A 23,654-nucleotide genomic window follows, 5' to 3' on the forward strand; every position below is an offset into this window, starting at 1 on the left:
CCTACCGTGGCAGCAAAGGCACAACCCTTCTGAGCAGATTGTCGGTGTAAACGTCGGCGCCTTCCGCTTACTCCACGTCCAAGATGCGGCCGCTCCCGCGATTGGGACGCACGTAGACGAGTGTGCCGGTCTCGAACGCTCCTGCTGCTGTGCGCCGTGGCGTGTCGATCATCAGCTTCTGTCCGCCGCCGATCTCGACGAACAACCGCAGCATCGGACCGTAAAACACCGTCGAAATAATCTGGGCCGCAACCGCGCCGTCGGACGGCGCCGCGGAAACGGATAATTCTTCGGGCCGAATGCAGACGAGTGTCGGCGCTCCAGGCGCCGGAGCGACAGTCGCCCGATCGACGGGAACTTCGAAAGTTATCGGCCCGGCGGCGACGCGATGGAATTCGGATGTCGTCTCGAGAATCTTGCCCTCTACGAGGTTCATCGTTCCGATGAAATTCGCGACGAAGCGCGTCGCCGGTGCATCGTAAAGTTCCGCGGGCGATGCGATCTGCTCGATTCTGCCGCGGTTCATCACCACGATGCGATCGGAAATCGAAAGCGCCTCGGTCTGATCATGCGTGACCATGACGAAGGTCGTGCCGAGACGCGCCTGCAGCCGTTTCAATTCAATCTGCATCTGCTCGCGCAAGTTGGCGTCGAGCGCCGAAAGCGGCTCGTCGAGCAGCAGCACGCGCGGCGAACAGACGAGCGCTCGCGCAAGGGCCACGCGTTGGCGCTGGCCACCGGAAAGCATTGAAACGCGCGCATGGATCTTGTCGGCAAGGCCAACGAGATCGAGCGCCTCGCGCACTTTCCCGCCGATCTCCGCGTTGGAAAGTTTGCGCAGCGACAGCCCGAAGCCGACGTTCTCCGCAACGTCCATGTGCGGAAAGAGCGCGTAATCCTGAAAGACCGTGTTGAGCGGCCGGTCATAGGGACGAAGCGCGGTAATGTCCTGCCCATCGAGAAGAACGCGTCCGCTGGTCGGAGATTCAAATCCCGCCATCAACCGCAGGCTCGTCGTCTTTCCGCACCCGGACGGCCCGAGAAGGCTGACGAATTCGCCGTGTCCGATGTCGAGATCGACATTGTCGAGACCGACGGTGCCGGTATCGAACACCTTCGAGACCGCGTCGAGACGCAGGAGCGGATCACGCCCCATTGCTGATCTCGTTCGGCTTGGCGGTATTGATCCAAACGATCTCGCACCGCTCTTTGCCGCGATTGCGGAACGCATGTTCCAGCGTGCTCTTGAAGGCAAAGCTGTCGCCGGCTTTGAGAAGATAAACGACACTGTCGATCGTCAATTCGACTTGGCCTTTCCTGACGATGCCGAATTCATGTCCGGCGTGGCTGTAGGAAGCGCCCGTTCCACTGTCGGGCTCGACGGAGACCAATAGTCCCGTCAGCACTGAACCCGGCGGCGAAAGCAGCTCCTTGTGAATGCCTTCCGATCGCACCGGTATTTCCTTACGGTGCGAAGCGCGAACGACGTAGAGATCGCCGCCGTCGTCCTGCGTTTCGGCAAGAAGGGTATGCGGCTCGACGCCGAGCGCCGCAGCCAGCGGCCACAGCACACGCACGCGCAACGAGGAAATGCCTCGCTCTATCTGGCTCAGCGCGCCGACAGAAATGCCGGCGCGCTGCGCAACGTCTGTGAGACCTAATTTCCGCTCGAGACGCGCCGCACGAATGCGGCGCCCGAGACGGATATCTGCATCTGACGGAACCTGTTCCGAGACTTCCGCGCGTCCTTCCTTAGCTTTCGTACGAACCACGTTGGTTGCCTTTCTCCAAAGTTCTAAGAAATGGAACGCGCTTCAAAACGTCCGGTGGGGTTCCGCTAGCCGCCGGCCTTCACCTTCTCGAACATCTTGGCCAGATCGTCGTTCTGCTTCATCGGTCCGGTAAAGACCGTGCTCTTCAAAACGACATCCGGATCGGCAGGAAGTTGCAGCCGGTCGAGTTCTTCTTTGGGAACGAGGGCGAACGCCGCGCTCGATGCACTGCCGTAGCCATATTGCGTGATCAACTCTTTGCCCGACGCGCCTTCGAGGCGGCTGTTGATGAAGTCGTACGCGAGATCGACGTTCTTGGCGTCCTTCAGCAACACGAAGCCGCAGCTCCACGTCAGCATGCCTTCCTTCGGCTTCAAGAATTCGACCTTGACGCCTTGCTTCTTGAGCGTCGTGGCAGATGCATTCCACGTCATCGCGGCAACGAGTTCTCCGCTCGCGAGTGATTGCTCGACGGACGTCATGTCAGTCGTATAGGCGCGAAGAAGCGGCCGTTGCTCGCGCAATTTTGCAGCGACCTTCTCAAGTTCTGCAGGCGACATATCGAACGGGCTGACACCGGCAAGAAGCGCCGCGACCACCGGCGTATCGTGCACGGCATCGATCGTGGCGATGCGCCCGCTATATTGCTTGTCCCAAAGCAGGTTCCAGCTGGGCGCCGGATCTTTTACGAGATCCGTGCGGTAAAGAATGGACGTGTTCCCCCAGTCCCACGGAACCATCCAGACCTTGCCGTCTCCCGCCTGGATGTCGGCCAAATTCTTGAACACCGGGAAAATCGTATCCCAGTTCTTGATGCGCTTCGTATCGATCGGCTGCAGCAAGCCTTCCTTGTTCCAGCGCGCGATCTTGTCGTAGCAGGGATGCGCGAGATCGGGATGGAAGCCAGCCTTGACCTTGGTGAAGGCCTCATCATCGTCGCTGAAGACGGATGTTTCTACGCCGTCCGGGTGGGCGGCGAGGAAACTCTTGTTGAAGTCCGGCAACTCGTAGCCGGACCACGTGAAGTACGTCAGCTTGTCGGCCGCGAGGGCCGGGACCGCGAGTGAAGCAATCACCGTCGCAAGGCCGGCAGCCCTGCGAAGCATCCTGCGTGTCGTCGAACCGTGCATAGTTTTTATACTCCCTGTTCGCGCTCAAGAAATCGGCAAAGGTCTCGGTGTAGTGACGGGAAGTTCGTCGTGCGAGGCGCCGCGCCGCCGTATGATTTCGGCAGCGGTCGCGATGACGATAGAAGCAAGCAGAATGAGCGTCCCGAGCGCCATGACGCTTGGAAGCGCCTTCGGAAAACGGAGCTGCCCCCAAACGAAGAGCGGCAAAGTCGGCTCCGTGCCCGATAGAAAAAACGCGACGATGAATTCATCGAACGACGTCAAAAACGACAGCATGAACGACGAGGCGATGGCGGGCGCCGCAAGCGGCAAAACGATACGGCGGAACGTCGTCCATTCATGCGCACCGAGGTCCATTGCGACCTCGCTGAAACTTCTCGGCAGCGAAGAAAATCTTCCGCGCATGATGACGACGGCTGTCGGCAGCGCAACGAGCGTATGACCGAGAATGATCGCCGTCCGCGAGGGCCCGAGGCCCGCAAGATTGACCAGGATCAGAAGCGCGATCCCGACGATGACGCCCGGGATCAGAATCGGCAAACGGCAGAGGCCGGATATCACCTGCGAAACGCGCGTTCCTCCAGTCACTTCCATGTATCCGACGGTGACACCAATCGCAGTCGCGAGAAACGCTGCCGAGAGACCGACGATCAAACTCGTTTCGAAGGCGCGATGCAGATTTTCGTTGCCGACGAGGCTGCCATACCATTCGAGCGTGAAGCCGCTGAGCGGAAAAGCGGCCTGGATCGAGTTGTTGAATGAGAAGAGCGGAATGATCGCGATTGGCAGATAGAGAAACAGCACATACGCGATGACGTACATCCCGAGCCAAGTTCCGTTGGTGAAGCGCGTTCGGGTCACGTTCTGCTCCCGAAGCGTTTGTCGGCGAACCGCGCCGCCATGACGACAGCAAGAATGACGACCATGACGATCACGGAAAGCGCCGCGCCGAAGGGCCAGTCGTTGGCTTTGCCGAATTGCGCCTGGATCATCGAGCCGATCATCGTGCTGTTCGGACCGCCGACGAGCGCGGGCGTGACGTAGTCGCCGACCGTCGGCACAAACACCACGAGCGCCGCTGCCATCACGCCCGGCATCGAAATGGGCAGGATGATCCTCCGGAATATCGATATCGGACGGGCCCCGAGATCTTCGGCCGCTTCGATCAGCGATCGCGGCACATTCTCGAGCGCGACATAAATAGGAAGGATCGCGAACGCCGCGTAGGCGTGCGCGAGCGTAACGACGACCGCGGCCGGTGTGTTGAGAAACGCGAGGATCGGCTCCGACGTGATGCCGGTCATCAGCAATGCCGAATTCAAGACGCCGTTGTAGGCGAGCACGACTTTCCAAGCGAAAACGCGAAGAAGATAGCTCGTCCAAAACGGCAGCGTCACAATGAAGAGCAGCAGCCCGCGATGCTTGCCAGCATGAAATGCAAGATAGTAGGCGACCGGATATGCAGTGATAACCGTGGCCAGCGTCACGAACGCGGCAATGGCCAACGAGCGCAAGATCACCGTCGCGTAAAGCGGGTCCGTTAGCGCGGCTTTGAAATTGTCGAGCGTAAAGGCGCCGCCGAGCAGCGACCCGTCATTGGTGCGAAATCCGAGGAAGAGAACGACACCGAGCGCGAACAGCACGAGCACCGATGTGGCAAGCGCTCCGGGAGACGACATGCCGATGAAGAAAAGTCGGCGTTGGCGCTCAGAAGCAGCCGGTAACGCGGAGACATTTTCGGCGGATACGTTCATCAGAGCGCATTCCTGAATTCACGCAATAGTTTTTCACATTTACGAAAATGTCAATCCGTCGGCGATTTATCTTTCGAGCATGTCAACCAGCCGATACCAGGCGATGGCGGCGCCGATACCGACATTGCGAAAAGCGTGAAACGGAATGGGCCGGATCGGCGTCAGCGGAAACGGAACAAGTTCCGGATCTTTCGTCACGAAATAATCGACGAGACGAGGGCCAAGCCCGCTCATCAACCCGACGCCGCGACCTTGGCATCCCGCGGCCACGAGCAATCCTGGCTCCGGTTCGTGCACGTGCGGAAGATGATCGAACGTAAGCGCCACGCGCCCATACCAGCGCTTCTCGATTGGAACGCCGGCAAGAGCCGGATAGAGCCGCTTCAAGGCATGCTCCAGATGAGCCCACGCTTTCGGTTCCGTGGGCTCGGCCATCGAGCCCCGGCCGCCGAGCAGCATCCGGCCGTCGGGCCCCTTCCGGAAGTAGATGACGATGCGGCGCGAATCCGAGACGACCTGACCTTGCGGGAGTATTGTCGAAAGAAGATCGTTCGACAGCGGCGCAGTCGCGATCTGAAAGGAATGCAGCGGCAGCAGCGTCCGCGCGAGACCCGGAATGAGGCCATCCGCATAGGCGTTCGTAGCGATGATCACGCCCTTGGCGTTGACCGATTTGCCGTCCGCGGTTTCAAGAACCCAAGCTCCACTTTCGCGCTTTACCGAAGCAACCTGCGTGTTTTCCGCGATGAGAGAACCTGCGTCGATGGCGAGCCGCGCCAACTCGCGCGTATAGGCGAGGGGTTGAATAGCGCCACCGCGCGGATCGAGCCACCCGCCGAGATATCCGTGTGCGCCGGTAAGACGGGCCACTTCCGCCGCGCTCAAAAACTTTGCGGATACGCCTCTCGTCTTCCATTGTTTGGCGCGCTCTTCGGCAGACCGCACGGCAGCTTCCGAATGCGCCGCCTGAATCCATCCGGTCCGCTGATGCGGAACGGCAAGCTTCTCCCGCGCGATGAGATCGAACACGACATCGGCAAGCGATGAACTGAACCGAACGACGGCTTCGCCGCGCTTTTCGCCGAAATGCTGAAGAAGCCAATCCGGATCGTACTTCAGACCCGGGATAACCTGTCCGCCGTTGAGGCCCGACGCGCGATCCCCGACCTGGGCGGCGTCAAGAACGCGAACCGAGAGTCCGCGCCGCGCCGCATGAAGAGCCGACGAGAGCCCGAGAATTCCGCCGCCAACAATGGCTAGATCGACTTTCTCGCCGGATTTGAGCGTTTCGGAAGCGAGCGGCTCGAACGCCGGGTCTGCCCACGCGGATTTGGCTTGGTAGCCGGCAATCATCGCTCGCCCCAAAATGAAGATGCGCGCAGATTTTCACCAATGTGAAAGTTTGTAAAGCGGGGAAAAAGCCAATCTTTGCGTCAGTGGCAATAAAAAAAGGCGCCCGGGACTTTCGTCCTCAGGCGCCCGGCCCCCCGAAATCGGCTCTGGCGAGTTCAGCCCGCTGCCGAAGGATCGATGACCGTTTTGACCTCGATGATGCGGTTGGCGGGGAAGCCGCTCAGTTCCGCATGTTTGCGGATCGCCGCTTCGTCATTCGCAAGATAGACGCAGAACGTGCTGTCGCCTGCGATGTAGGAGTGAAGCCACTGCACGTCGGGTAATTTTGCCAAAGCAGCATTGGAAGTCTGAGCGGCGCCTTTGAGCTGATCGGCGCTCGAATCGCCGACACCAGGAATGTTCCGCTCAATGATGTACTTCTTCATTTGCTCTCCCTTTGCTTCTTGGGCGCATCCCGATATCCGAACGCGCCCGATTTAAGAACAGCCTTCTGGCGGGCCGTCTATCGAATCTTTGGAAGTATTACGAGCCGTAATTGACCCAGACGGTCTTCGTCTGAAGATACTTGTCGAGGCCCTCGCGTCCGTTGTCTTTCCCATAACCCGACTGCTTGAAGCCGCCCCAGCCCACGGCCGCGTCGAACTGGTTATAGGTATTGATCCAAATGGTGCCCGCCTGGATCGCCGCTGCGGCTGCGTGCGCCTTGGCTATGTCGCGAGTCCAGATACCGGCTGCGAGCCCGAAGTTGCTGTTGTTCGCGCGCGGCACGAGATCGTCGAGAGAATTGAATTTCTGGATCGTGAGAACCGGCCCGAAGATCTCTTCCTTGACGACGCTGGCGCTATCGTCCGCACCGCAGAGCACGGTCGGCTCATAGAATGAACCGGATGCGAGATCGCCTTTGCCGCGCTGTCCGCCGATGGCAACCTCGATGCCGCCCTTGCGCGACTGTTCTACGAAGCCGTTGACCCGCGCGAGCTGGTCTTCGGAAATCAGCGGGCCCATCGTCGTGTCGGCGTTGAGACCGTGGCCGAGCTTCAGTTGCTTCGCTTCCGACACGACGCGGTCGACGACACGGTCGTAGACGGCCGCATCGACCATGAGACGCGAGCCCGCAGAGCAGACCTGCCCGCTGTAGAAGAAGATCGCGCCTGCCGCGACGGAAGCAGCGGCGTCGACATCGCAATCGGCAAAGATGATGTTCGGATTTTTCCCGCCAAGTTCCAGCGACACATGCTTCAGCGTTTTGGAAGCACTGCGCGCGATATGCTTGCCCACCTCCTCCGAGCCGGTGAACGAGATCTTGGCGACCCCCGGATGCTCGACAAGAGCCTGGCCGGTCGTCGCGCCTTCACCAGTCAGAACGTTGAGAACGCCGGGAGGAATGCCGGCCTCGAGCGCGAGACGTCCGAGAATGAGAGCCGAAAGCGGCGTCTGCTCGGCGGGTTTCAAGATGACGGTGCAGCCCGCAGCGAGCGCCGGTGCGATCTTGAAGCAAGCTTGGCAGAGCGGGAAATTCCACGGCACGATCGCAGCGACCACGCCGACCGGTTCGCGGCGCGTATAGACGTGCATGTCCGGTGCGTTGACGGGAATAGTTTCCCCCGCAAGTTTCGTGCACCAGCCGGCATTATAGCGAAGCGCGCCGACAGCCAGCGGAATATCGACTGCTGCGATGTGCAACTTGGGCTTTCCGGAATCCAGGCTTTCGACTTCCGAAATCCACGCGGTATCGCGTTCGATCAGATCCGCGAACCGCATCAAGAGAGCCGCGCGTTCGCTCGGCGCGATTTCCTGCCAGACCAGCTGCGCCGCTCGCGCCGAGGCAACGGCCGCATCGACATCCGCCTGCTTCGCATGCTGAACGGATGCCAGCACCTTGCCGAACGCCGGATCAAACGTTTGAAAGGTCTCGCCTGTCGCGCTGAGGGCCTCGGTTCCGCCGATGACCAGCTTATGCTGAGCAGACAGAAAATCGGTCGTTTGCTTCGAGGCTGATTTCACTTCCGCGGTTTCCGCTATCGACATTGGTGTTTCACCTACGCTGGTTGAGGGCAAGCGGGCGCGATCCGCTGCTCATTGAAAGAAAGCGATTGCCGGTGATGGTGTCACCAAGGCCATCCCCAGATCAGAAGACCGGCGGGAAATATGATCCCGAGCACAACGAGCGCGAGCCAATCCCAGAATGTGAAGCTCACATCTTCCGCGCCGGTGTCTTCGAAAGCGCGAATGCGCCGTTCGAGTTCAGGATCGAAACCACGCATCTCGAGTTTCCCTATTTTTGTGTGTCTGCCACGGTTTCGAAAGATCAGATCTCGGCCGTCAGGATCGTCGCTCCGCCATCGGCGAAGTTTGCCACGTCGGCCACCGCCGCCTTGCCTTCGTCGGACGCGAGTGACGCCTCGAGATCTGCCTGCGAGGCGTAATCGAGATAGGCGACCAGATGCACCGGCTTCGCGGGATCGCTGCTCGCGACCGGGCCGCGGCTATAGGTGAAGTTTTTGAGATGAGGCATCTTGGCGGCGAGCGGGGCGTGCACATCCCTGTAGTACGCGTCGAACTTTGCCGCGTCGGCCGGCACACCGTAAATCACTGTGAGGCGTATCATGGGCTTGCTCCGTCGTTTTCGAATGGCAGCATTTTCCGGCGAGCGTAGACAATGGGATTTAGCGCGCTCTCGCGATCGACTTCGAGCACACGGCCGATGACGATCTTGTGGTCGCCGGACTCGATGATTTTATCGACCTCGCACGCAACGGCGACGACACAGCCCTCGATTTTGGGCAAGCCAGAAATCCCGGCGTCCCAGGCCACATCGCTGAACTTATCGGGAGATTTGCCGGAGAACTTCATCGCGATGTGCTGCTGGCCGTGGGCCAGGACGTGTACCAGAAATCGGCCGTGAGACTGGATGGCGCCGAGCGTGTTCGATGCATGATCGAAGCACGCCAACATCTGCGGTGGGTCGAGAGACAGCGAAACGACCGCCGAAAGCGTCGCGCCGGATGGAGCGCCGTCGGATCCCCACGAAGTGATGACCGTAACGGCGCCCGGCATATCGCCCATTGCCGAGCGAAACGCGCCGGGGTCGGCCGATCGCGGGCGATCCATTGTCCGCCCGTCAGTTTGCAGCATCACTGCCATTTCGGTTCCAGATCTGCTTGCCGTTCTTGAACACGTGATCGACTTTGATATTCGGCAGGTCGTCGACGCCAACAGCATGGGGGTCGCGATCGAGCACGATCAAATCGGCAAACTTGCCCGGAGCGAGGCTACCACGAACGTCGTCTTCGCCGAGCACGGCCGCAGCGTCGAGCGTGTGCAGCCGTAATGCCTGATCGAGAGTGATGGCCTCGTCAGCGTCAAGCGTAGCGCCGGAATACGTTTGCCGTTTGAGGCAGCACCAAACGCCGAAGAGCGGGTTCGTTGCGCCGCTTTCAGAGCCAACCCAAACGTCCGAGCTGCCCGACAAACGCCAGCCTTGCTTCATGAGCGTAGCAAACGAGAAACGTCCGAGCTTGCCGTAATCGCCGAGATAATCGGGGAAGTACTCGCCGAACGTATAGAGGAATACCGGCTGCGGAACGGGAATGATGCCAGCCGCGGCCCACTTGTCCGCCGTGACTTCCGAAGGCATCAGGTTGCCCGCATGTTCGATGCGCGTGCGCACACGCCCCGTCGGCGCGCCACCCATTTCGAGAACGGTATCGCACACCCATTCCTGGGCGCGGTCGCCGTTGGCGTGAACGGCCAGCTGCAGACCCGCGTTTTGCGTCAGTTGGATCGCGCGGCGGGCAAAGTCCTTGTCCAGCGCAACCTCGCCACGGAACGTATGGCCGCCGCGACAACCGCACACCAGATATGGATTTTTGACGGCCGCACTCTTGGCGGAGAAACCGCCGTCTGCGAACAGCTTCACGCCTTGAATGCGGAAGAGATCGTCGGATGCCGTGACCGAAATGCTTTTCTTCCAGTTGCACGCCGCTTCGAGCGAAAGCGTTCCCGGCGCCCAAATATAAGTCCGGACCGATACCGGCAGCTCATCGCGAGCCGCCATATCGTTCATGATCTGCAATCCGTCGACCGTCTCGGAGATTTCTCCGATCGTGGTGACGCCGAACTGTGTGAAGAGCCTCGGAATGCCGGTCTGCAACGCGGCCGCGAGCTGCTCGTGATCCATGGCCGAGAACGGCAGCAGATTGTCCATCTCCTTTACGATGCCGGTCGGCTCACCAGACTCGTCGCGCTCGACACTCGGAAGCCCCGTGATGGAATACGGAGGCGGCGAATAATTGCGGTCGATCATGCAGACCGCAAGCGCCTTCGAGTTGAGAATGGTGAGATGGCCGCCGGCGCGCAGCGCAACCGGGTGCGAGCTGCTCACGCGATCGAGTTCGTAGCGCGTCGGAAAGCGCTTCTCGGCGAGCTTGCGATCAAAAAAGAGATTGGCCTGACCGACAACCCATTCGCCGGGAGGCGTCTCGACGGCTTTGGCCGAGAGCGCCGCGACGACTTCATCAATCGTCCCGCATCCAGGCGCTCTGCAATCGACGACGCCGAAAGACGAACGGCAAGCGACCTCGATATGGGCGTGAGGATCGACGAAACCCGGCATGACCGGTCGGTCGCCGACATCGATGATGCGAGTCTTTTCGTTCGTTACAGAAGCGATCTCCTCTCGACGGAGGAGGCGCAAAATGCGCTTCCCCCGGACCGCGATGGCTTCTATCCGCGGATCCGTCTCCGGGTCCATCGTGATGACGCGGCGGCTGAGAACGATGAGATCGGCGGGTTCGGGAGCGCTGTCTGTCATTCTGCTGCAACCTTGTAATCGCGGTCGACGGCGGGAATGACCTCAGTTCCGATCAGATGGATGCTCTTCATGATTTCTTCGTGAGGCACGCCGTCGATGCGCAGAAGAACCTCGTCGATACCCATGGCTTCGAGCTTGCGCAGGCGCTCGATGAAGTCCGCAGGCGAACCGACGAGCACGGACGCGGTCTCGCTCAATAGGAAGTCGAGATTGGTCTCGTTGGCTTCCAGGAGCTGGATCCGCTCGAGATATTCGTAACTCGGGTTACGCGACAGCGGCACATAGAGATCGAGAATGAATTTGAAATACCCGAGCGTAACATCGCGCGCCACGCGAACCGCTTCCTCGCGCGTCTTCGCGCAGAATGAAGTGGCAACGTAAAGCCCCATGTACTCATTAGGGTTAGGCATGAGGTTCTTGCCGCGGGGATAAGCGTCGCGGTAGGCGTCGATGCACTGCTGCAGGTAGTCGAACCCGAAGTAGTTTTCGAAGCACATTGCACCGATCTGCATCTCGCCAGCCGCGGCGTGAGTCTTGATGCTAGAGGCCGCAACGGAAACGGGAGGATGTGTATCCTTGTCGAACGACGGGACAATCGTTCTCTGCGGAATTTTCCAAACCGGGCCGTCATGCTCGAGCTGGTCGCTGGCGAAGATCTTAGCCAGCACCTCCATGGAATCGTTCCATTGCTCGACCGTCTCTGTCGGCTTCACGCCGAAGGCCCCCAATGTGGTGAGATTGTTGGAGCGAGCCGTGCCGATTTCCGCTCGGCCATTGGAAACGATGTTAAGCGTCGCCAGACGTTCGGCCACGAGAATTGGATGATTCCATTTCAGCAAGACCGAGCACATAATGCGGAGTTTGATGCGCTTCGTGTGCTGCGAGATTGCGGAATAAAGCACCTCGGGCGCGGAGACTGTAAACCGGGGAGGGCTGAAATGTTGTTCCGAAGTTCCCCAGGTCGAGAACCCCAGCTTGTCCGCCAGAGCAACCTCTTCGATCATCTCCCGGTAGCGCTGGGCATAACTCACGCCCGGCATTACCTCGCCTTCCTGCAAGATGCCTACTTTCACAGACGGCCACTCCTTGTACCGTAATTCGTCGAAATCTGATGAGATAATACTGTAATTCGTATCAACTTTTGTGTCAAGGCTGGGAAACGCATTACGGGCTTGATCCGTTGCCGGCTTCGGGCTTCTTCGTGGAACGCCGCGCGGTGCCGGTTTGGGGAGGATTGAATGAAAGGAACTATGACGACGCCGGACTATCTTCGGCTCGTCGCATCGCTCGACGATCTCGATCGGAAAATTGTTTCGCTGCTTCAGGCGGACGGACGCATGCCGTTCTCCCGGATCGCGCGCGAAGTGGGAGTGACCGAAAAGACGGCGCGCACACGTGTGCTCGATCTCGTCGAGCAGCGCGTAATGATGATAACTGCGGTGACGGACCCGACAGTGCTCGGCTACGGCGCGTCTGCGCTGCTCTGCATGACGAACCGTCCGGACCGCCCCGCGAGCGAGATTGCACGCGAGCTGCAGAAAATTCCCGCGGTCGACTATGTCGTCGTCTCGCCCTCCCACTATTCGCTCTTCGCTGAAGTCCTATGCCGCGATCGAGCCGCGCTGCAGGCAACGATCGAGAACGAAGTCGGCAAAATCGACGGCATTCAGAGCATCGAAGCCATGCCGTACCTCAGTTTGCACTATCAGCTCGCTCACTTCGCGGCAGCGCAGAACAAGGCCGGCATCGAAACGGGCGTGCGCCCGCGCGAAATCGATGCGATGGACGTTCGCATCATCCGCTCGTTGAGTGAGGATGGCCGCAAGCCGTTCTTACAAGTCGCAGACGAGCTCGGCGTCTCCGAAGGTCAGGTGCGCCTGCGCTTCAAGAATCTGTCCGATACTGGCACCGTCAGCGTCATCGCATTGATCAATCCGATGAGCCTTCAATATCGTTCCATGGCCTGGGTCGGGATTAACGTGGCGGCCGGTCATCGCGTGAAGGAGGTGGCGGACTCATTGGCGCGACTGGCCAACACGACCTACATCGCCATCTGCGCCGGGCGCTACGACATCCTGACGGAGTTCATCTGTCAGAACGACCGCGAACTCCTCGACGTGATCGACCAAAACGTGCGCTCGCTTCCGGGGGTGGGTAGACTTGAAGTGTCGATCTACAGCGATCTCTACTACAAGCGCCTCGCGGCGATCCGCGATGAAGCGGCTCCAGATCGGAGTCTGGGAGTAGGAAACTGAGGCGTTCCACGGCCCTTCCCCTTCAGCCCGGGCAATCGCTGTAAAGCGACCCGAGCCGCGCGGTCCTTCCCCCTAATCCCAATCACGGAATCTCGTTAATGTCGCCGCTCTCCCGTGCGCTTGCCAAAGTGCAGTATCGCATTTTGCCCCTTCTGATCGCGGGCTATTTCTCCGCTTACCTCGACCGCGTAAATATCAGCTTCGCGGCACTGCAGATGAATGCGGATCTATCGATCCAGGCCGAGGCCTTCGGATTTGTCGCCGGCGTGTTTTTCCTCGGCTATTGCCTCTTCGAGGTGCCGAGCAACATCGTCATGTCGCGGGTTGGCGCGCGCATCTGGTTGGCGCGGATCATGATCACATGGGGGCTGCTGTCGGCAGGAACCGCGTTCGTCACCGGCGTCAACGGTCTCGCAGTTCTGCGCTTTATATTGGGCGCCGCCGAAGCCGGGTTTTTCCCCGGCGTCATCTACTATCTCACCAATTGGGTTCCAGCTGCGGAACGCGCCCGAACCGTTTCCATTTTCATGATGGCCGTACCGATATCCACGATCGTCGGGTCACCGCTGTCCGGTTGGATCCTTGACGCGTGGGACGGCGCGCTGGGATTCCGGGGCTGGCAATGGCTGTTCATTCTAGAAGCGCTGCCCGCGATCACGCTTGGCTTGATCTGCTTTTTCGTACTGCCTGATACACCGGCGAAGGCAAAATGGCTGACTGACGAAGAGCGCGATGCGCTTCTTGCGCGGCTCGCAGCCGATCGCAAAGAGAATGTGCCGAGTCACAGTCACTCCATTCGTGGAGCCCTGACAGACCGGCGCGTGCTTATCCTCGCCCTATCCTGCTTCGGGACTGGCATCGGGCTTTATGGGCTCGGCTTCTGGTTGCCGCAAATCGTCAAGAGCATGTCGTTGACCAATAAAGAGACCGGATTGGTCGTGGCCGTGCCCTATGCAATTTCAGCGCTATTCATGTGGGCTTGGGGCCGCCATTCGGATCGCACAGGCGAGCGTATCTGGCACATCGCGATCCCGGGATTCGTTGCGGCCGCAGCTTTTGCACTGTGCGTGTTCGTTTCGTCCCCCATACTGCTGCTCGTCCTGCTGACGATAGCATCCGCATGCACTCTATCGATTTTCCCCGTCTTCTGGACCGTGCCGGCGGCGATCTTGAGCGGTCCCGCAGCCGCGGCCGGCATAGCTCTCATCAACTCCGTTGCAAACAGCAGTGGATTTTTTGGACCGTATCTGGTCGGCTTCGCCAAGCAGCATGGCGCGTCTTCGCAATATGCTATTGCGCTCTTGGCCGTCTTCATGCTGGCCGGTAGCGTACTCGTTCTCTCGATGGACTTCGGAATGAAGAACACCGCGAAGAAATCGTAAGGGGGGAAGATGAGTTCGACGCAGGATGGCGTAACCGAATCCGGTTGGCCGCTGACGGGTAAAGACCGGACGTGGACGACTAAGCAGCTGACCGTCGTTCTGCTCGTCACCGCCTGCGGGAACTGGTCCTATCTCATAGGCCAATACGTCGCCTTCTATCTCGATTTCAAAATGGGCGTCGCAGCATTGATCGCGGGATCGATGATTGGCATGCTGATGTTGACGCTCGCGGTCGTGCCGATTTCGACGAAATACGGCATCGATTCCATCGCGGCGTCGAAGCCCCAGTTCGGCAACCGCGGTTGGCTCATTACGGTCTTCCTGCAATACGCGTCGATCATCGGATGGAATGCACTGCTTCTCGTATTCTTCGGAAAAGCCGTTGCTCAAGCGATGATCACCTTGGGAATGGCAGAGCCCGAAACATCGCTGACGATCGTGCGCGTCGTATCGGCGATCACCTGCGCTGTCGTTTATCTGGTGCTGCTTCGCGGCTTGAAAGGACTCGAGGCCGCCTCGAACCTGCTTTTCTTTGTCGTCATCGGCATCGGAACCTGGATGCTCTATCAGCTGCTCTCCTCGCAGGCGGACGCACTCGCCGTTGCGAAGCCCTCGATGGCATCGAGTAGCCTCTCCTGGAACTACGTGACGGGAGTCGAGATCAGCATCGTTTCGCTGCTTGGCTTCTGGGCTTACTTCGGCACGATCGTCCGTGAAGCCCCATCGCCGTCGAGTTCAGTTCTGCCGTCTATGCTGGCGATGGGACTGTCGCTGCCCTTGCTGAGCATCGTCGGACTTGCGGCGATGCTGGTTCTCCAGGTTCCGGATCCGACAGCTTGGCTCGTGTCTCTGGGCGGACCGCTCTATGGCCTTATTGCGCTACTGCTCATCATGGCGGCGAACCTTGGGCCATCGCTCGCGGGCGTCTATTCGACAGCCATGGGCTTGAGGCGCGTGCCAGCCCTCGGAGATGCGCGTTGGAGCACGCTCATCCTCTTTTCAATCGTGCCCGTGGCAGCCGTCGGTATTTTCATTCCGGAAGAGTTCTTCTCGAATTTCGGCACGTTTCTGGCCTTCATCGGCGTCTTCTTCGCACCATTGTGCGCGATCCAGATCGCCGACACGTTCCTACTGCGCCGGAATAGGATAAACGTGCGCGGGATATACGAAGACGGCCCCGATACGCCTTACCACTTTTGGGGCGGCTTCAATCCCGCGGCGCTACTGGCGATGGTCGCGGGATTTGCAACCTATCTTTATCTCTTGAATCCGGTCTCGTACGAAAGCCGATGGCCCTACGAGTACACCACGGCATCATTGCCCGCTGCGCTCGTCGCCGGAATTGTTTTCGTCGCTGTTACGCGTCTCGTCGTCATGCGCTTTCGCAAAGGCGACTACAGGTAAATCTGGAATTTGGATTGCGGACCGTGGGCAGGCTGATCAGTTCGGCGGGCGCCGCTCCGTGTAACTTCCGTAACGCAAATCCGCGGCCGCGTTGCCCCCGGGCCTACCAATCAAGCGCGCACGAAGCGATCTCATTATTGCGCAATATTCCGAGAGACGATTGAGCGTAATCGCACTCAAGATGTCCGCGAAGTTCCGCAGGGCCACGACGGTGCCCTTTCGCGCACTGTAAAAAAAGAAAGGCAGATAGGACGAAAGGGGGTCGTTGACTTACATCAATTTGCGAAATACGGTCGCACAAGCCGTCATCACTACGCATTCCGGTTTGCAACCGCTCAAGTGGTGCGCAAACAGCCTCGAATTTGGGCATTCATTCAAGTCGGGACGAACAGCGGAATGCGGGCATTTGGGATGGCGCAAAGACGTGTTGAACGATATTCAACAGCGGTCACACGCTGCGGGGGCAGGATGCATTCTTGGAATGCCGAATGGGCAATCGGACCGTCAGGGGCTTTTTCGAAAGCCGTCCCCGTGGGCCTTCCGTTTCTTCTTTCCATCGATAACCAGTCCTCGTGCCTCCGCATGAACAGCTTTTGGCACGGCGCCCGTCCTCACCTGACGAAGCTCGGCGACGTTTCGATGGCCATTGCATTTGGGCGAAACACCTGCCCGCAGACGCACTTCGCATCCGCACAATCAGCAGCATCATCCATCGGGAGTTTCTGAAATGAATGACGGTGAAGGCAAGACCAATAAGAACACTCTGTCTCGCCGCCAGCTTTTGCAGACTGGTAGCGTGATCGCTGGCGCAGCACTCCTGCCCATGCCCGCAATTATCGGCCGCGCTTACGCGCTTGATGCCAAGGACGCGTTCAAAGGCGAAGAGTTGACGGTGTGCGCTTGGTCCGGTGGGTACCTGGACTCGTTTAAAACCGCTATCTCAGACCCCTTCAACGAGAAGTACGGCACGAAGGTCTCGCTGGTCGGCGGCTGGGATCAGATGGTTGCGCAGATGAAGGCCGCGCCAGCAGGCAAGCCTCCGTTCGATATCACCATCTCTGAAGAATACACCACGCTCGGCGCGCTCGCCGAAGGTCTCTACGCGAAGACCGACCGCTCCAAGCTTCCTCAGCTTTCCGAGCTGCAACCGTTCTACCTCACCGCACGGCCGGAAGCCGCTCGCGACTACGGCGTGCCGTTGGGTCTCGGCTTCCTGCTCCCGATGATGAACACGGCGCTCACTGCCGACAAGCCGCTCAGCTGGTCGACGATGTGGGACAAGGACCTCGAAGGCAAGCTCGCGCTCGACGCCGGCGCCTACTGGTGGTTGATCGCGATCTCGGCGCTCTGGGGTGCGAAGGTTGATTTCAACGCCTTCTACGACTGGAAGCCCGGCATGGCGTCCGATCCCATCTTCGATGCGGTCGAGCGGCTGCGCCCCGCCAAGTACTATAAGGATGGCGCGGAGCTCTCGTTCCTCATGCTGCAGGAGCAGGCGTCGTTTGCGGAGATCTATTCGGCCGATGCCTTGGGTCTCATGCAAAACGGCGGCCCGACCTACAAGACCGGCATCCCGGCTGACGGCACGGTCGCGTATGGCGACTGGTACATCAAGGTTAAGGGCACGCAGCACGATACGTTGGCTGACGCCTTCCTTGGTTATTTGCTTGAAAAAGAGACGCAAGATCGCTTCATCCAAGTGCAGATGTCGGTGATGTCGCGTAAGGACGTCAAAGTTCCGGCCTTCTGGAACAACTATCCTGTTACGAACGAAGACCTGGTGAAAAACGTGCGCTTGATGACAATGCAGGGCCTGGAGCGGCTGTTGCCGAACTTCGACGCGATGGGCGAACGCTTCCAGCAAGCAGTGCTGAAGACCTCGAAGGGCTAAGACGGGATGGTTTGCGCCCTTCGGTTGGAACGTGTCGTCAGGCGTTATGGAAGTCACGCCGCCGTCGATGAGATTGATCTCTCTGTCGAGAAAGGGGAGTTCCTTACGCTCCTCGGTCCGAGCGGCTGCGGAAAGACGACCACACTCCGTCTCATAGGCGGAATGGATCGTCCTGACGGCGGCACCATTGAGATTATGGGGCGCAGGGTCGACCACCTGCCGAGCTACAAGCGCGACACCGCCACCGTCTTTCAATCCGGGGCTCTGTTTCCTCACCTCACCGTGGCGGAAAACGTTGCCTACGGGTTGAAGATGCGTGGCGTCGCCTCGGGCGATATCGCGCCCCGCGTGAAGCGCATTCTCGATGTCGTCCGGATGGGTGGCTTCAGCGAACGCTATCCGGCCGAGATGTCGGGAGGCCAGCGCCAACGTGTGGCGCTGGCGCGCGCGATGGTCGTCGAGCCAAGCATCTTGCTGTTCGACGAGCCGATGAGCGCGCTCGATCTGAAGCTCAAACTCGAACTTCGGACTGAGATCCGCCGTCTCCACGACGAACTGGGATATACGGCAGTTTTCGTGACGCACGATCAGAGCGAAGCGATGGCACTCTCTGACCGCATCGCCGTCATGAACAAGGGCAAGATCGAGCAGATCGGTCCGCCGATCGAAATCTTCGAAAAGCCTGCGAGCGAATTTGTCTACACATTCGTCGGCGAGTCCTGCTCGCTACAACTCCCGCCGATTCTTGGCGGCTCAACGGCGGATGGCGAAAACGCGCCGGTCGGCCGGTTGTTCATCCGCCCCACGAGCCTCGGGCTGGTCAACGGAGCCGGCGCCGAAAACGTCGTGACCGCACGCGTTACATCGATCGAGTATCTCGGCGGCACCTATCGAATTCACGCGGATACGGATCGCGGCAGTCTTTTCTTCGATAGCCCGATAGCTCCCGCAGTTGGCCCCGATCACATGGTCAAGATCGGCTGGAAGAGCGCCGACGCAACCTACTTTCCGCTCTCATGACGGCAGAGACCGACATCTTGCCAAGACGTTCTAGGATCTCGGCCGCGTTGCCGAATGTTCCGTGGCTCATCCTGCCGACGCTCGTCTTCATCGTCGTCGCATTCGGCTGGCCGCTACTCTATCTCGTGCGCATGAGCTTCAACGAACATCCCGCTGGCGGGATTTACGTCGAAGCCTGGACGCTCAAGAACTATCTCGTCGTGCTGACCGAGCCGAACATGCTCGCGGTCATCGGCAAGACGATCTACATTTCGCTCGTTACCGCAGTCATCACCGTCGTCGCTGCATTCTTCTTCGCGCAATTTGTCTGGCTGCGCGAAGGCCGTAGCAGATTAATGCTGCTCGCGATCGCCATCGGGCCGATGCTGATCTCGGAAGTCTCCGTCATCATCGGATGGCGAATGTTCTTTCCATCGAATGGTTTGCTCTCCTACACCCTGATGTCCACCGGCCTTGCCGACACCAAGGTCAATCTTCTCGGCACCCAGCTCGCCGCTGTCGTCGGCCTGTCCTACATCTCGATTTCATATTGCTTCTTCTCGATCCTGAGCGTCCTGAACGGGATCGATCGTAATCTTCTGACCGCCAGCGCCGACCTCGGCGCATCGCCGGCGCGAACGTTCTTCACCGTTCTCTTGCCGCTCGCGAAGGGTGGTATCGCGGCCGCCTTTACGCAGGCGTTCGTCTTTACGATGGGCATCTACGCCACGACGAATGCGCTGGGTCCGGATTCGCTCTGGACGATGCCCTACGAGATACAACTTCAGATGCTCACGCGCCGCAATTGGCCGATGGCCGCGGCAATCGCCGTCGTATTGATCGCGATCATCGCCGTCGCGGCGATGGTGATCCAATCGCTGCGGCATAGGAAAGGGGCGAGCCATGTTTGAGGAGCGCACCTTCCGTTTTCTCCATCGTGCTTTCGCGGCGCTCTTCATCTTGTACGTGTTGATCCCGCTCGCGATCACCGCGGTGGTGGCGTTCAGCGACGACAACGTCGTCCGTTTCCCGATCCGCGGCTTTTCAGGCCGCTGGTTCGGTGTGTTTTTCAACGATGCGCAATGGATCAACGCCGCCTGGAATTCACTCCAGATTGCGTTGATCACCGCAGTCATGTCGATGGTTCTGGCGCTGCCTGCATCTTACGCATTGGCGAATGGCAAGAAGGCCCGTCCGATCCTCCAAACGCTTTTGATCTTGCCGCTGTTCGTACCGGGCGTCGTGTTGGGAATTTCAGTGGCGATGGGTCTCGGCTCCATCAATCTGTTTGGCTACGACCTTTTCGGTTCGAGAATTCTCGTCGCTTGCGCCCACACGCTTTGGGCATTGCCATTGGCGATCACCGTTCTCATTCCGACGTTCGAGACGCTCGACAAGAGTTTGGTCGAGGCTGCGGGTGATCTCGGCGCTTCGCCACTCAGAGCGTTTTTCAATGTGATCGTGCCCGTCGCGATGACCGGCATCGTTTCGGCTGGGCTCTTCGCGTTCATCACGTCGCTGAACGAATTCATCATGGCGCTCTTTCTGACGACGCGCGAAACGCAGACGCTGCCGGTCATGCTCTGGCTTTCGCTCCGCTCGAGCGCGACACCCCAGATCGCGGTCGCTTCGTTCGTATTGGCAGGCTCCGTGTTCACTGCCGTTGGCCTCGCATACGCTTGGTTCACGCTCTCGCGCCGGCGCAGTCAACCAAAGATCGCCTGAAAATACTCGTTTGCAGGTGACGCGGACGTGAAATTATCTATTGAAAATTTCACGAAAGCGAACAATGATCCCGCCAGGGAAATTCAGTCGACAGGCGGGTGTAAATGTCTTCGTTCCGGAATCGTGTTGAGGTTCTGATTGTCGGGGGCGGCGTCGCCGGCGTCTCGATTGCCTATCACTTGGCGAAGCTTGGCATCACAGATGTCATGCTCTGCGAACGTAAGCAGCTGACGTGCGGCACCACATGGCACGCAGCCGGCCTCGTCACGCAGCTCCGCGCCACCCGCAACATGACGGAGCTCGCGAAGTACACCGGCGAACTCTTCGCTAGCCTCGAATCCGAAACGGGACAGGCGACCGGCTTTCGCCAGAACGGAGCGCTTCGCGTCGCGAAGACGGAAGGACGCTTCGAAGAACTGAAGCGCGGCGCCTCGATGGCGCGCAATTTCGGACTGCCGGTCGAAGTGCTGAGACCGGAAGAACTCAAGGAGCGTTGGTCGCCACTGAACACCGATGGAATCGTCGGCGGTCTGTGGGCGCCGAAAGACGGTCAGGTCAATCCGGTTGACGTGACGATCGCGATGGCGAAAGGCGCGCGCAACGCCGGCGCCACCATCCTCGAGAATATTCGGGTCGAACGCATCCTCGTCGAAAACGGCCGCGCCGTGGGTGCGATTACCGATCATGGCGAAGTGCGCGCCGACAAAGTTGTGATTTCCGGCGGAATGTGGTCGCGCGATCTTGCAGCGCTGAGCGGCGTGTCCCTTCCGCTCCATGCCGCCGAGCACTTCTACATCGTCACCGAGCAGCTGCCGAACGTGCCGCGCGATTTGCCCGTGCTCTTCGTCACCGACGAGGAGGCGTATTACAAAGAGGACGCCGGCAAAATTCTTCTCGGCTGCTTCGAGAAGAACGCCAAGCCCTGGGGTCACAAGGGCATCTCTCCGGACTTTTGCTTCGACTCGCTGCCCGAGGACTTCGAGCACTTCGAGCCGATCTTGGAGAAGGCAATCAAGCGCGTGCCGATGCTCGCGGAAGCCGGCATTCAGCTCTTCTTCTGCGGCCCCGAAAGCTTCACGCCGGACGATCGTTATTTGCTGGGCGAGACGCCGGAAGTCGAAAACCTGTTCTGCGCCTGCGGCTTCAACTCTATCGGCATTCTGTCTTCAGGCGGCGTCGGCAAGGCCCTGTCGCAATGGATTCGCGACGGCCGTCCGCCTGTCGAACTGACCGACGTCGACGTGCGCCGCATGATGCCGTTCCAGTCGAACAGCAAGTACCTCTACGATCGAACGACCGAAACCCTCGGTCTGCTTTTCGATATGCACTGGCCTTACCGGCAGTTCGAAACCGCGCGCAACGTCCGCCGCAGCCCGTTCCACGACAGGCTGATTGCGCAAGGCGCATTCATGACGGAAGCGGCCGGTTACGAGCGTCCGGGGTTCTTTGGCGCTCCCGGTACGAAGCCCGAGATCGAATATAGCTACGGACGTCAGAACTGGTTCAGCCTAGCGGCAGAAGAGTGCCGGGCCACGCGTGATGCCGTTGCCCTGTTCGACCACAGCTGCTTCACGAAATTCGCCGTCGACGGGCGCGACGCGTGTGCTGCGCTCAATCGCATTTGCGCGAATGACATCGACGTTCCGGTCGGCCGCCTCGTCTATACCCAGTGGTTGAACGAGCACGGCGGCATCGAAGCCGACGTAACGGTGACACGACTGTCCGAAACGTCCTTCCTCGTCGTCAGTATCGCGGTTTCGCAGATCCGCGATTTCGCTTGGCTGACGCGTCATCTTCCGAAGGACGCACACGTTTTCGCACGCGATATCTCATCGAGTCTGCCGATGCTGGCGCTGATGGGCCCGAAATCACGCGAGCTGCTGAGCTCCATTTCAAACGCCGATCTCTCGAACGCAGCATTCCCGTTCGGCACCAGCCGCGAAATCGAAATCGGATACGCGAAGGCCCGCGTAAACCGCGTGACCTTCGTTGGCGAACTCGGCTTTGAAATTCTGATGCCGGCCGAATTCGCCCAACACATCTTCGATGTTCTCGTCGAGGCAGGCAAAGCGTTTGGCCTGAAGCAAGCTGGCTACTTCGCGATGAATTCGCTGCGCATGGAAAAGGGATACCGCCACTGGGGCCACGACATCGGCGAGGATGATACGCCGCTCGAAGGCGGCCTCGGATTCGCTGTCGCCTGGGATAAGAAGGGCGGCTTCATCGGCCGTGAGGCACTGCTGAAGCAGCGCGAAAGCGGTCCGCTGAAAAGGCGCCTCGTGCAAATCCAACTCGAAGGCGACGATGCTCCGTTGCTATATCATGAGGAGCCGATCTGGCGCGACGGCAAGGTGATCGGCTCGGTTACGTCCGGCGGTTATGGCCATCGCATCGGCGCTTCGCTCGGAATGGGCTACGTGCGCTGTGAAGAGGGCGTCGACGCAGCATGGCTCGCCGCTGCGCCACTCGAAGTCGAGGTTGCCTGGAAGCGCTATCCCGCACGCGCGCAGCTTGGGTCCTGGTACGACCCGAAGGGCGAGCGCATCAAAAGCTGAGCCGGTTTAGAATTCAGAACCCAGACGCCGCGCGGTCTCGAGAATGGTCTTGGGGCCGGGCGCGCCTTCGATAGACCCGAATAAAAGCTCGAGCCGCGTCTCTCTTATCCCGCAATACTGGAGAATGCCCGTCTCGAGCTGCGTGCGCATCGCTTCGTCATAGCCGCGCTTTGCATAGGCCTCTGCCGACGTTCCAGCTACCGCGAGCATCCACGCGCGGTTGTGAGGATAGGTCCGATCGCCGTACGCCCAGCCGTTGTTCCAGACGCGGTCGATCCAGCCTTTGAGAAGGGCCGGCATCGACCACCACCACACGGGAAAGACCATCACGGTCGCCTCGTTGCGTTCGATGCGCGCCATCTCGCTTTGAACCGCAGCGGAATAGAGCTTGTTAGGATCAGCCCAGTCAGGTTCGTCGGGTTGCAGTAGAACAGGATCAAACCCTTCCGACATAAGATCCGCGACCTCGATCTCGTGGCCCTTCTTCTGCGCAGCTTCGGCGAACGCCTTCGCGGCAGCAAAAGTGAGTGAGTCAGAGCGCGGATGCGCAGTGACGAGAAGAATCTTCATGGCGACCTGTCCCTCCGCGAAAACGCAACGATTTGACGCTTGGGCCTCGCC

General features: G+C 59.6%; 22 protein-coding genes. 8 read left to right on the plus strand and 14 right to left on the minus strand.

The window, feature by feature from the left end; translation table 11 throughout:
* Nucleotides 1-67: 67 nt before the first annotated feature.
* The 13 genes from G359_RS06590 to G359_RS06645 all read right to left on the minus strand — a co-directional run bounded on the left by G359_RS06590 (nucleotide 68) and on the right by G359_RS06645 (nucleotide 11,895).
* On the minus strand, nucleotides 68-1,156 hold the full coding sequence (locus G359_RS06590; protein WP_045835471.1) for an ABC transporter ATP-binding protein: 1,089 nt from the start codon (nucleotides 1,154-1,156) through the stop codon (nucleotides 68-70).
* Complete coding sequence (locus tag G359_RS06595; protein WP_045835472.1) at nucleotides 1,146-1,772, minus strand: cupin domain-containing protein; 627 nt, start codon at nucleotides 1,770-1,772, stop codon at nucleotides 1,146-1,148. The genes G359_RS06590 and G359_RS06595 overlap by 11 nt, the downstream gene beginning before the upstream one ends.
* 65 nt (nucleotides 1,773-1,837) lie before the next feature.
* Nucleotides 1,838-2,878, minus strand: a complete 1,041-nt coding sequence (locus tag G359_RS06600; protein ID WP_371199098.1) for an ABC transporter substrate-binding protein — start codon at nucleotides 2,876-2,878, stop codon at nucleotides 1,838-1,840.
* A 48-nt stretch (nucleotides 2,879-2,926) separates the two neighbouring features.
* Nucleotides 2,927-3,724, minus strand: coding sequence for an ABC transporter permease (locus tag G359_RS06605; protein WP_045835474.1), 798 nt, complete (start codon nucleotides 3,722-3,724; stop codon nucleotides 2,927-2,929).
* A gap of 35 nt (nucleotides 3,725-3,759) precedes the next feature.
* A complete protein-coding gene (locus G359_RS06610; protein ID WP_045835475.1) occupies nucleotides 3,760-4,656 on the minus strand; it encodes an ABC transporter permease in 897 nt (298 codons plus the stop codon).
* Nucleotides 4,657-4,722: 66 nt separating this feature from the next.
* Nucleotides 4,723-6,009, minus strand: a complete 1,287-nt coding sequence (locus tag G359_RS06615) for an NAD(P)/FAD-dependent oxidoreductase (protein ID WP_045835476.1) — start codon at nucleotides 6,007-6,009, stop codon at nucleotides 4,723-4,725.
* A gap of 155 nt (nucleotides 6,010-6,164) precedes the next feature.
* On the minus strand, nucleotides 6,165-6,434 hold the full coding sequence (locus G359_RS06620) for a DUF4242 domain-containing protein (RefSeq protein ID WP_045835477.1): 270 nt from the start codon (nucleotides 6,432-6,434) through the stop codon (nucleotides 6,165-6,167).
* Nucleotides 6,435-6,531: 97 nt separating this feature from the next.
* Nucleotides 6,532-8,037 (minus strand): aldehyde dehydrogenase family protein, encoded by a 1,506-nt coding sequence (locus G359_RS06625; protein WP_045835478.1) that lies wholly within the window; start codon nucleotides 8,035-8,037, stop codon nucleotides 6,532-6,534.
* 80 nt (nucleotides 8,038-8,117) lie between these two features.
* Nucleotides 8,118-8,273: a hypothetical protein gene (locus G359_RS20370; RefSeq protein ID WP_156150691.1), complete on the minus strand. Its 156-nt coding sequence runs from the start codon at nucleotides 8,271-8,273 to the stop codon at nucleotides 8,118-8,120.
* A gap of 44 nt (nucleotides 8,274-8,317) precedes the next feature.
* Nucleotides 8,318-8,617 carry an EthD family reductase gene (locus G359_RS06630; RefSeq protein WP_045835479.1) on the minus strand — a complete coding sequence of 100 codons (300 nt, stop codon included), beginning with the start codon at nucleotides 8,615-8,617 and terminating at the stop codon, nucleotides 8,318-8,320.
* The gene (locus tag G359_RS06635; RefSeq protein WP_197077540.1) at nucleotides 8,614-9,120 is read right to left on the minus strand and encodes a flavin reductase family protein; all 507 of its coding nucleotides are present in this window, start codon (nucleotides 9,118-9,120) and stop codon (nucleotides 8,614-8,616) included. Before G359_RS06635 ends, G359_RS06630 begins: the two co-directional genes overlap by 4 nt.
* A gap of 10 nt (nucleotides 9,121-9,130) precedes the next feature.
* Nucleotides 9,131-10,822, minus strand: coding sequence for an amidohydrolase (locus G359_RS06640; RefSeq protein WP_045835481.1), 1,692 nt, complete (start codon nucleotides 10,820-10,822; stop codon nucleotides 9,131-9,133).
* Nucleotides 10,819-11,895, minus strand: coding sequence for an LLM class flavin-dependent oxidoreductase (locus G359_RS06645; protein ID WP_045835482.1), 1,077 nt, complete (start codon nucleotides 11,893-11,895; stop codon nucleotides 10,819-10,821). Before G359_RS06645 ends, G359_RS06640 begins: the two co-directional genes overlap by 4 nt.
* Nucleotides 11,896-12,060: 165 nt before the next feature.
* Between G359_RS06645 and G359_RS19620 the strand changes: the two genes are divergently transcribed.
* The 8 genes from G359_RS19620 to G359_RS06690 all read left to right on the plus strand — a co-directional run bounded on the left by G359_RS19620 (nucleotide 12,061) and on the right by G359_RS06690 (nucleotide 23,033).
* The gene (locus tag G359_RS19620) at nucleotides 12,061-13,077 is read left to right on the plus strand and encodes an Lrp/AsnC family transcriptional regulator (RefSeq protein WP_082072839.1); all 1,017 of its coding nucleotides are present in this window, start codon (nucleotides 12,061-12,063) and stop codon (nucleotides 13,075-13,077) included.
* A 98-nt stretch (nucleotides 13,078-13,175) separates the two neighbouring features.
* A complete protein-coding gene (locus G359_RS06655; protein WP_045835483.1) occupies nucleotides 13,176-14,459 on the plus strand; it encodes an MFS transporter in 1,284 nt (427 codons plus the stop codon).
* A 9-nt stretch (nucleotides 14,460-14,468) separates the two neighbouring features.
* On the plus strand, nucleotides 14,469-15,863 hold the full coding sequence (locus G359_RS06660; RefSeq protein WP_045835484.1) for a cytosine permease: 1,395 nt from the start codon (nucleotides 14,469-14,471) through the stop codon (nucleotides 15,861-15,863).
* A gap of 727 nt (nucleotides 15,864-16,590) precedes the next feature.
* Nucleotides 16,591-17,754: an ABC transporter substrate-binding protein gene (locus G359_RS06670; RefSeq protein ID WP_045835486.1), complete on the plus strand. Its 1,164-nt coding sequence runs from the start codon at nucleotides 16,591-16,593 to the stop codon at nucleotides 17,752-17,754.
* A gap of 6 nt (nucleotides 17,755-17,760) precedes the next feature.
* Nucleotides 17,761-18,774: an ABC transporter ATP-binding protein gene (locus G359_RS06675; RefSeq protein WP_045835487.1), complete on the plus strand. Its 1,014-nt coding sequence runs from the start codon at nucleotides 17,761-17,763 to the stop codon at nucleotides 18,772-18,774.
* Between the two features lie 17 nt (nucleotides 18,775-18,791).
* The gene (locus G359_RS06680) at nucleotides 18,792-19,664 is read left to right on the plus strand and encodes an ABC transporter permease (protein WP_197077541.1); all 873 of its coding nucleotides are present in this window, start codon (nucleotides 18,792-18,794) and stop codon (nucleotides 19,662-19,664) included.
* Nucleotides 19,657-20,478, plus strand: a complete 822-nt coding sequence (locus G359_RS06685; RefSeq protein WP_045835489.1) for an ABC transporter permease — start codon at nucleotides 19,657-19,659, stop codon at nucleotides 20,476-20,478. The genes G359_RS06680 and G359_RS06685 overlap by 8 nt, the downstream gene beginning before the upstream one ends.
* Nucleotides 20,479-20,582: 104 nt before the next feature.
* Nucleotides 20,583-23,033, plus strand: a complete 2,451-nt coding sequence (locus G359_RS06690; protein ID WP_045835490.1) for a GcvT family protein — start codon at nucleotides 20,583-20,585, stop codon at nucleotides 23,031-23,033.
* Between the two features lie 6 nt (nucleotides 23,034-23,039).
* Here G359_RS06690 and G359_RS06695 read toward each other — a convergent pair whose 3' ends face one another.
* The gene (locus tag G359_RS06695) at nucleotides 23,040-23,603 is read right to left on the minus strand and encodes an NAD(P)H oxidoreductase (protein WP_045835491.1); all 564 of its coding nucleotides are present in this window, start codon (nucleotides 23,601-23,603) and stop codon (nucleotides 23,040-23,042) included.
* Nucleotides 23,604-23,654: the final 51 nt, after the last annotated feature.

This window comes from Hyphomicrobium sp. 99 (assembly GCF_000384335.2).
In the GTDB taxonomy this organism is placed as follows: Bacteria; Pseudomonadota; Alphaproteobacteria; order Rhizobiales; family Hyphomicrobiaceae; genus Hyphomicrobium_B.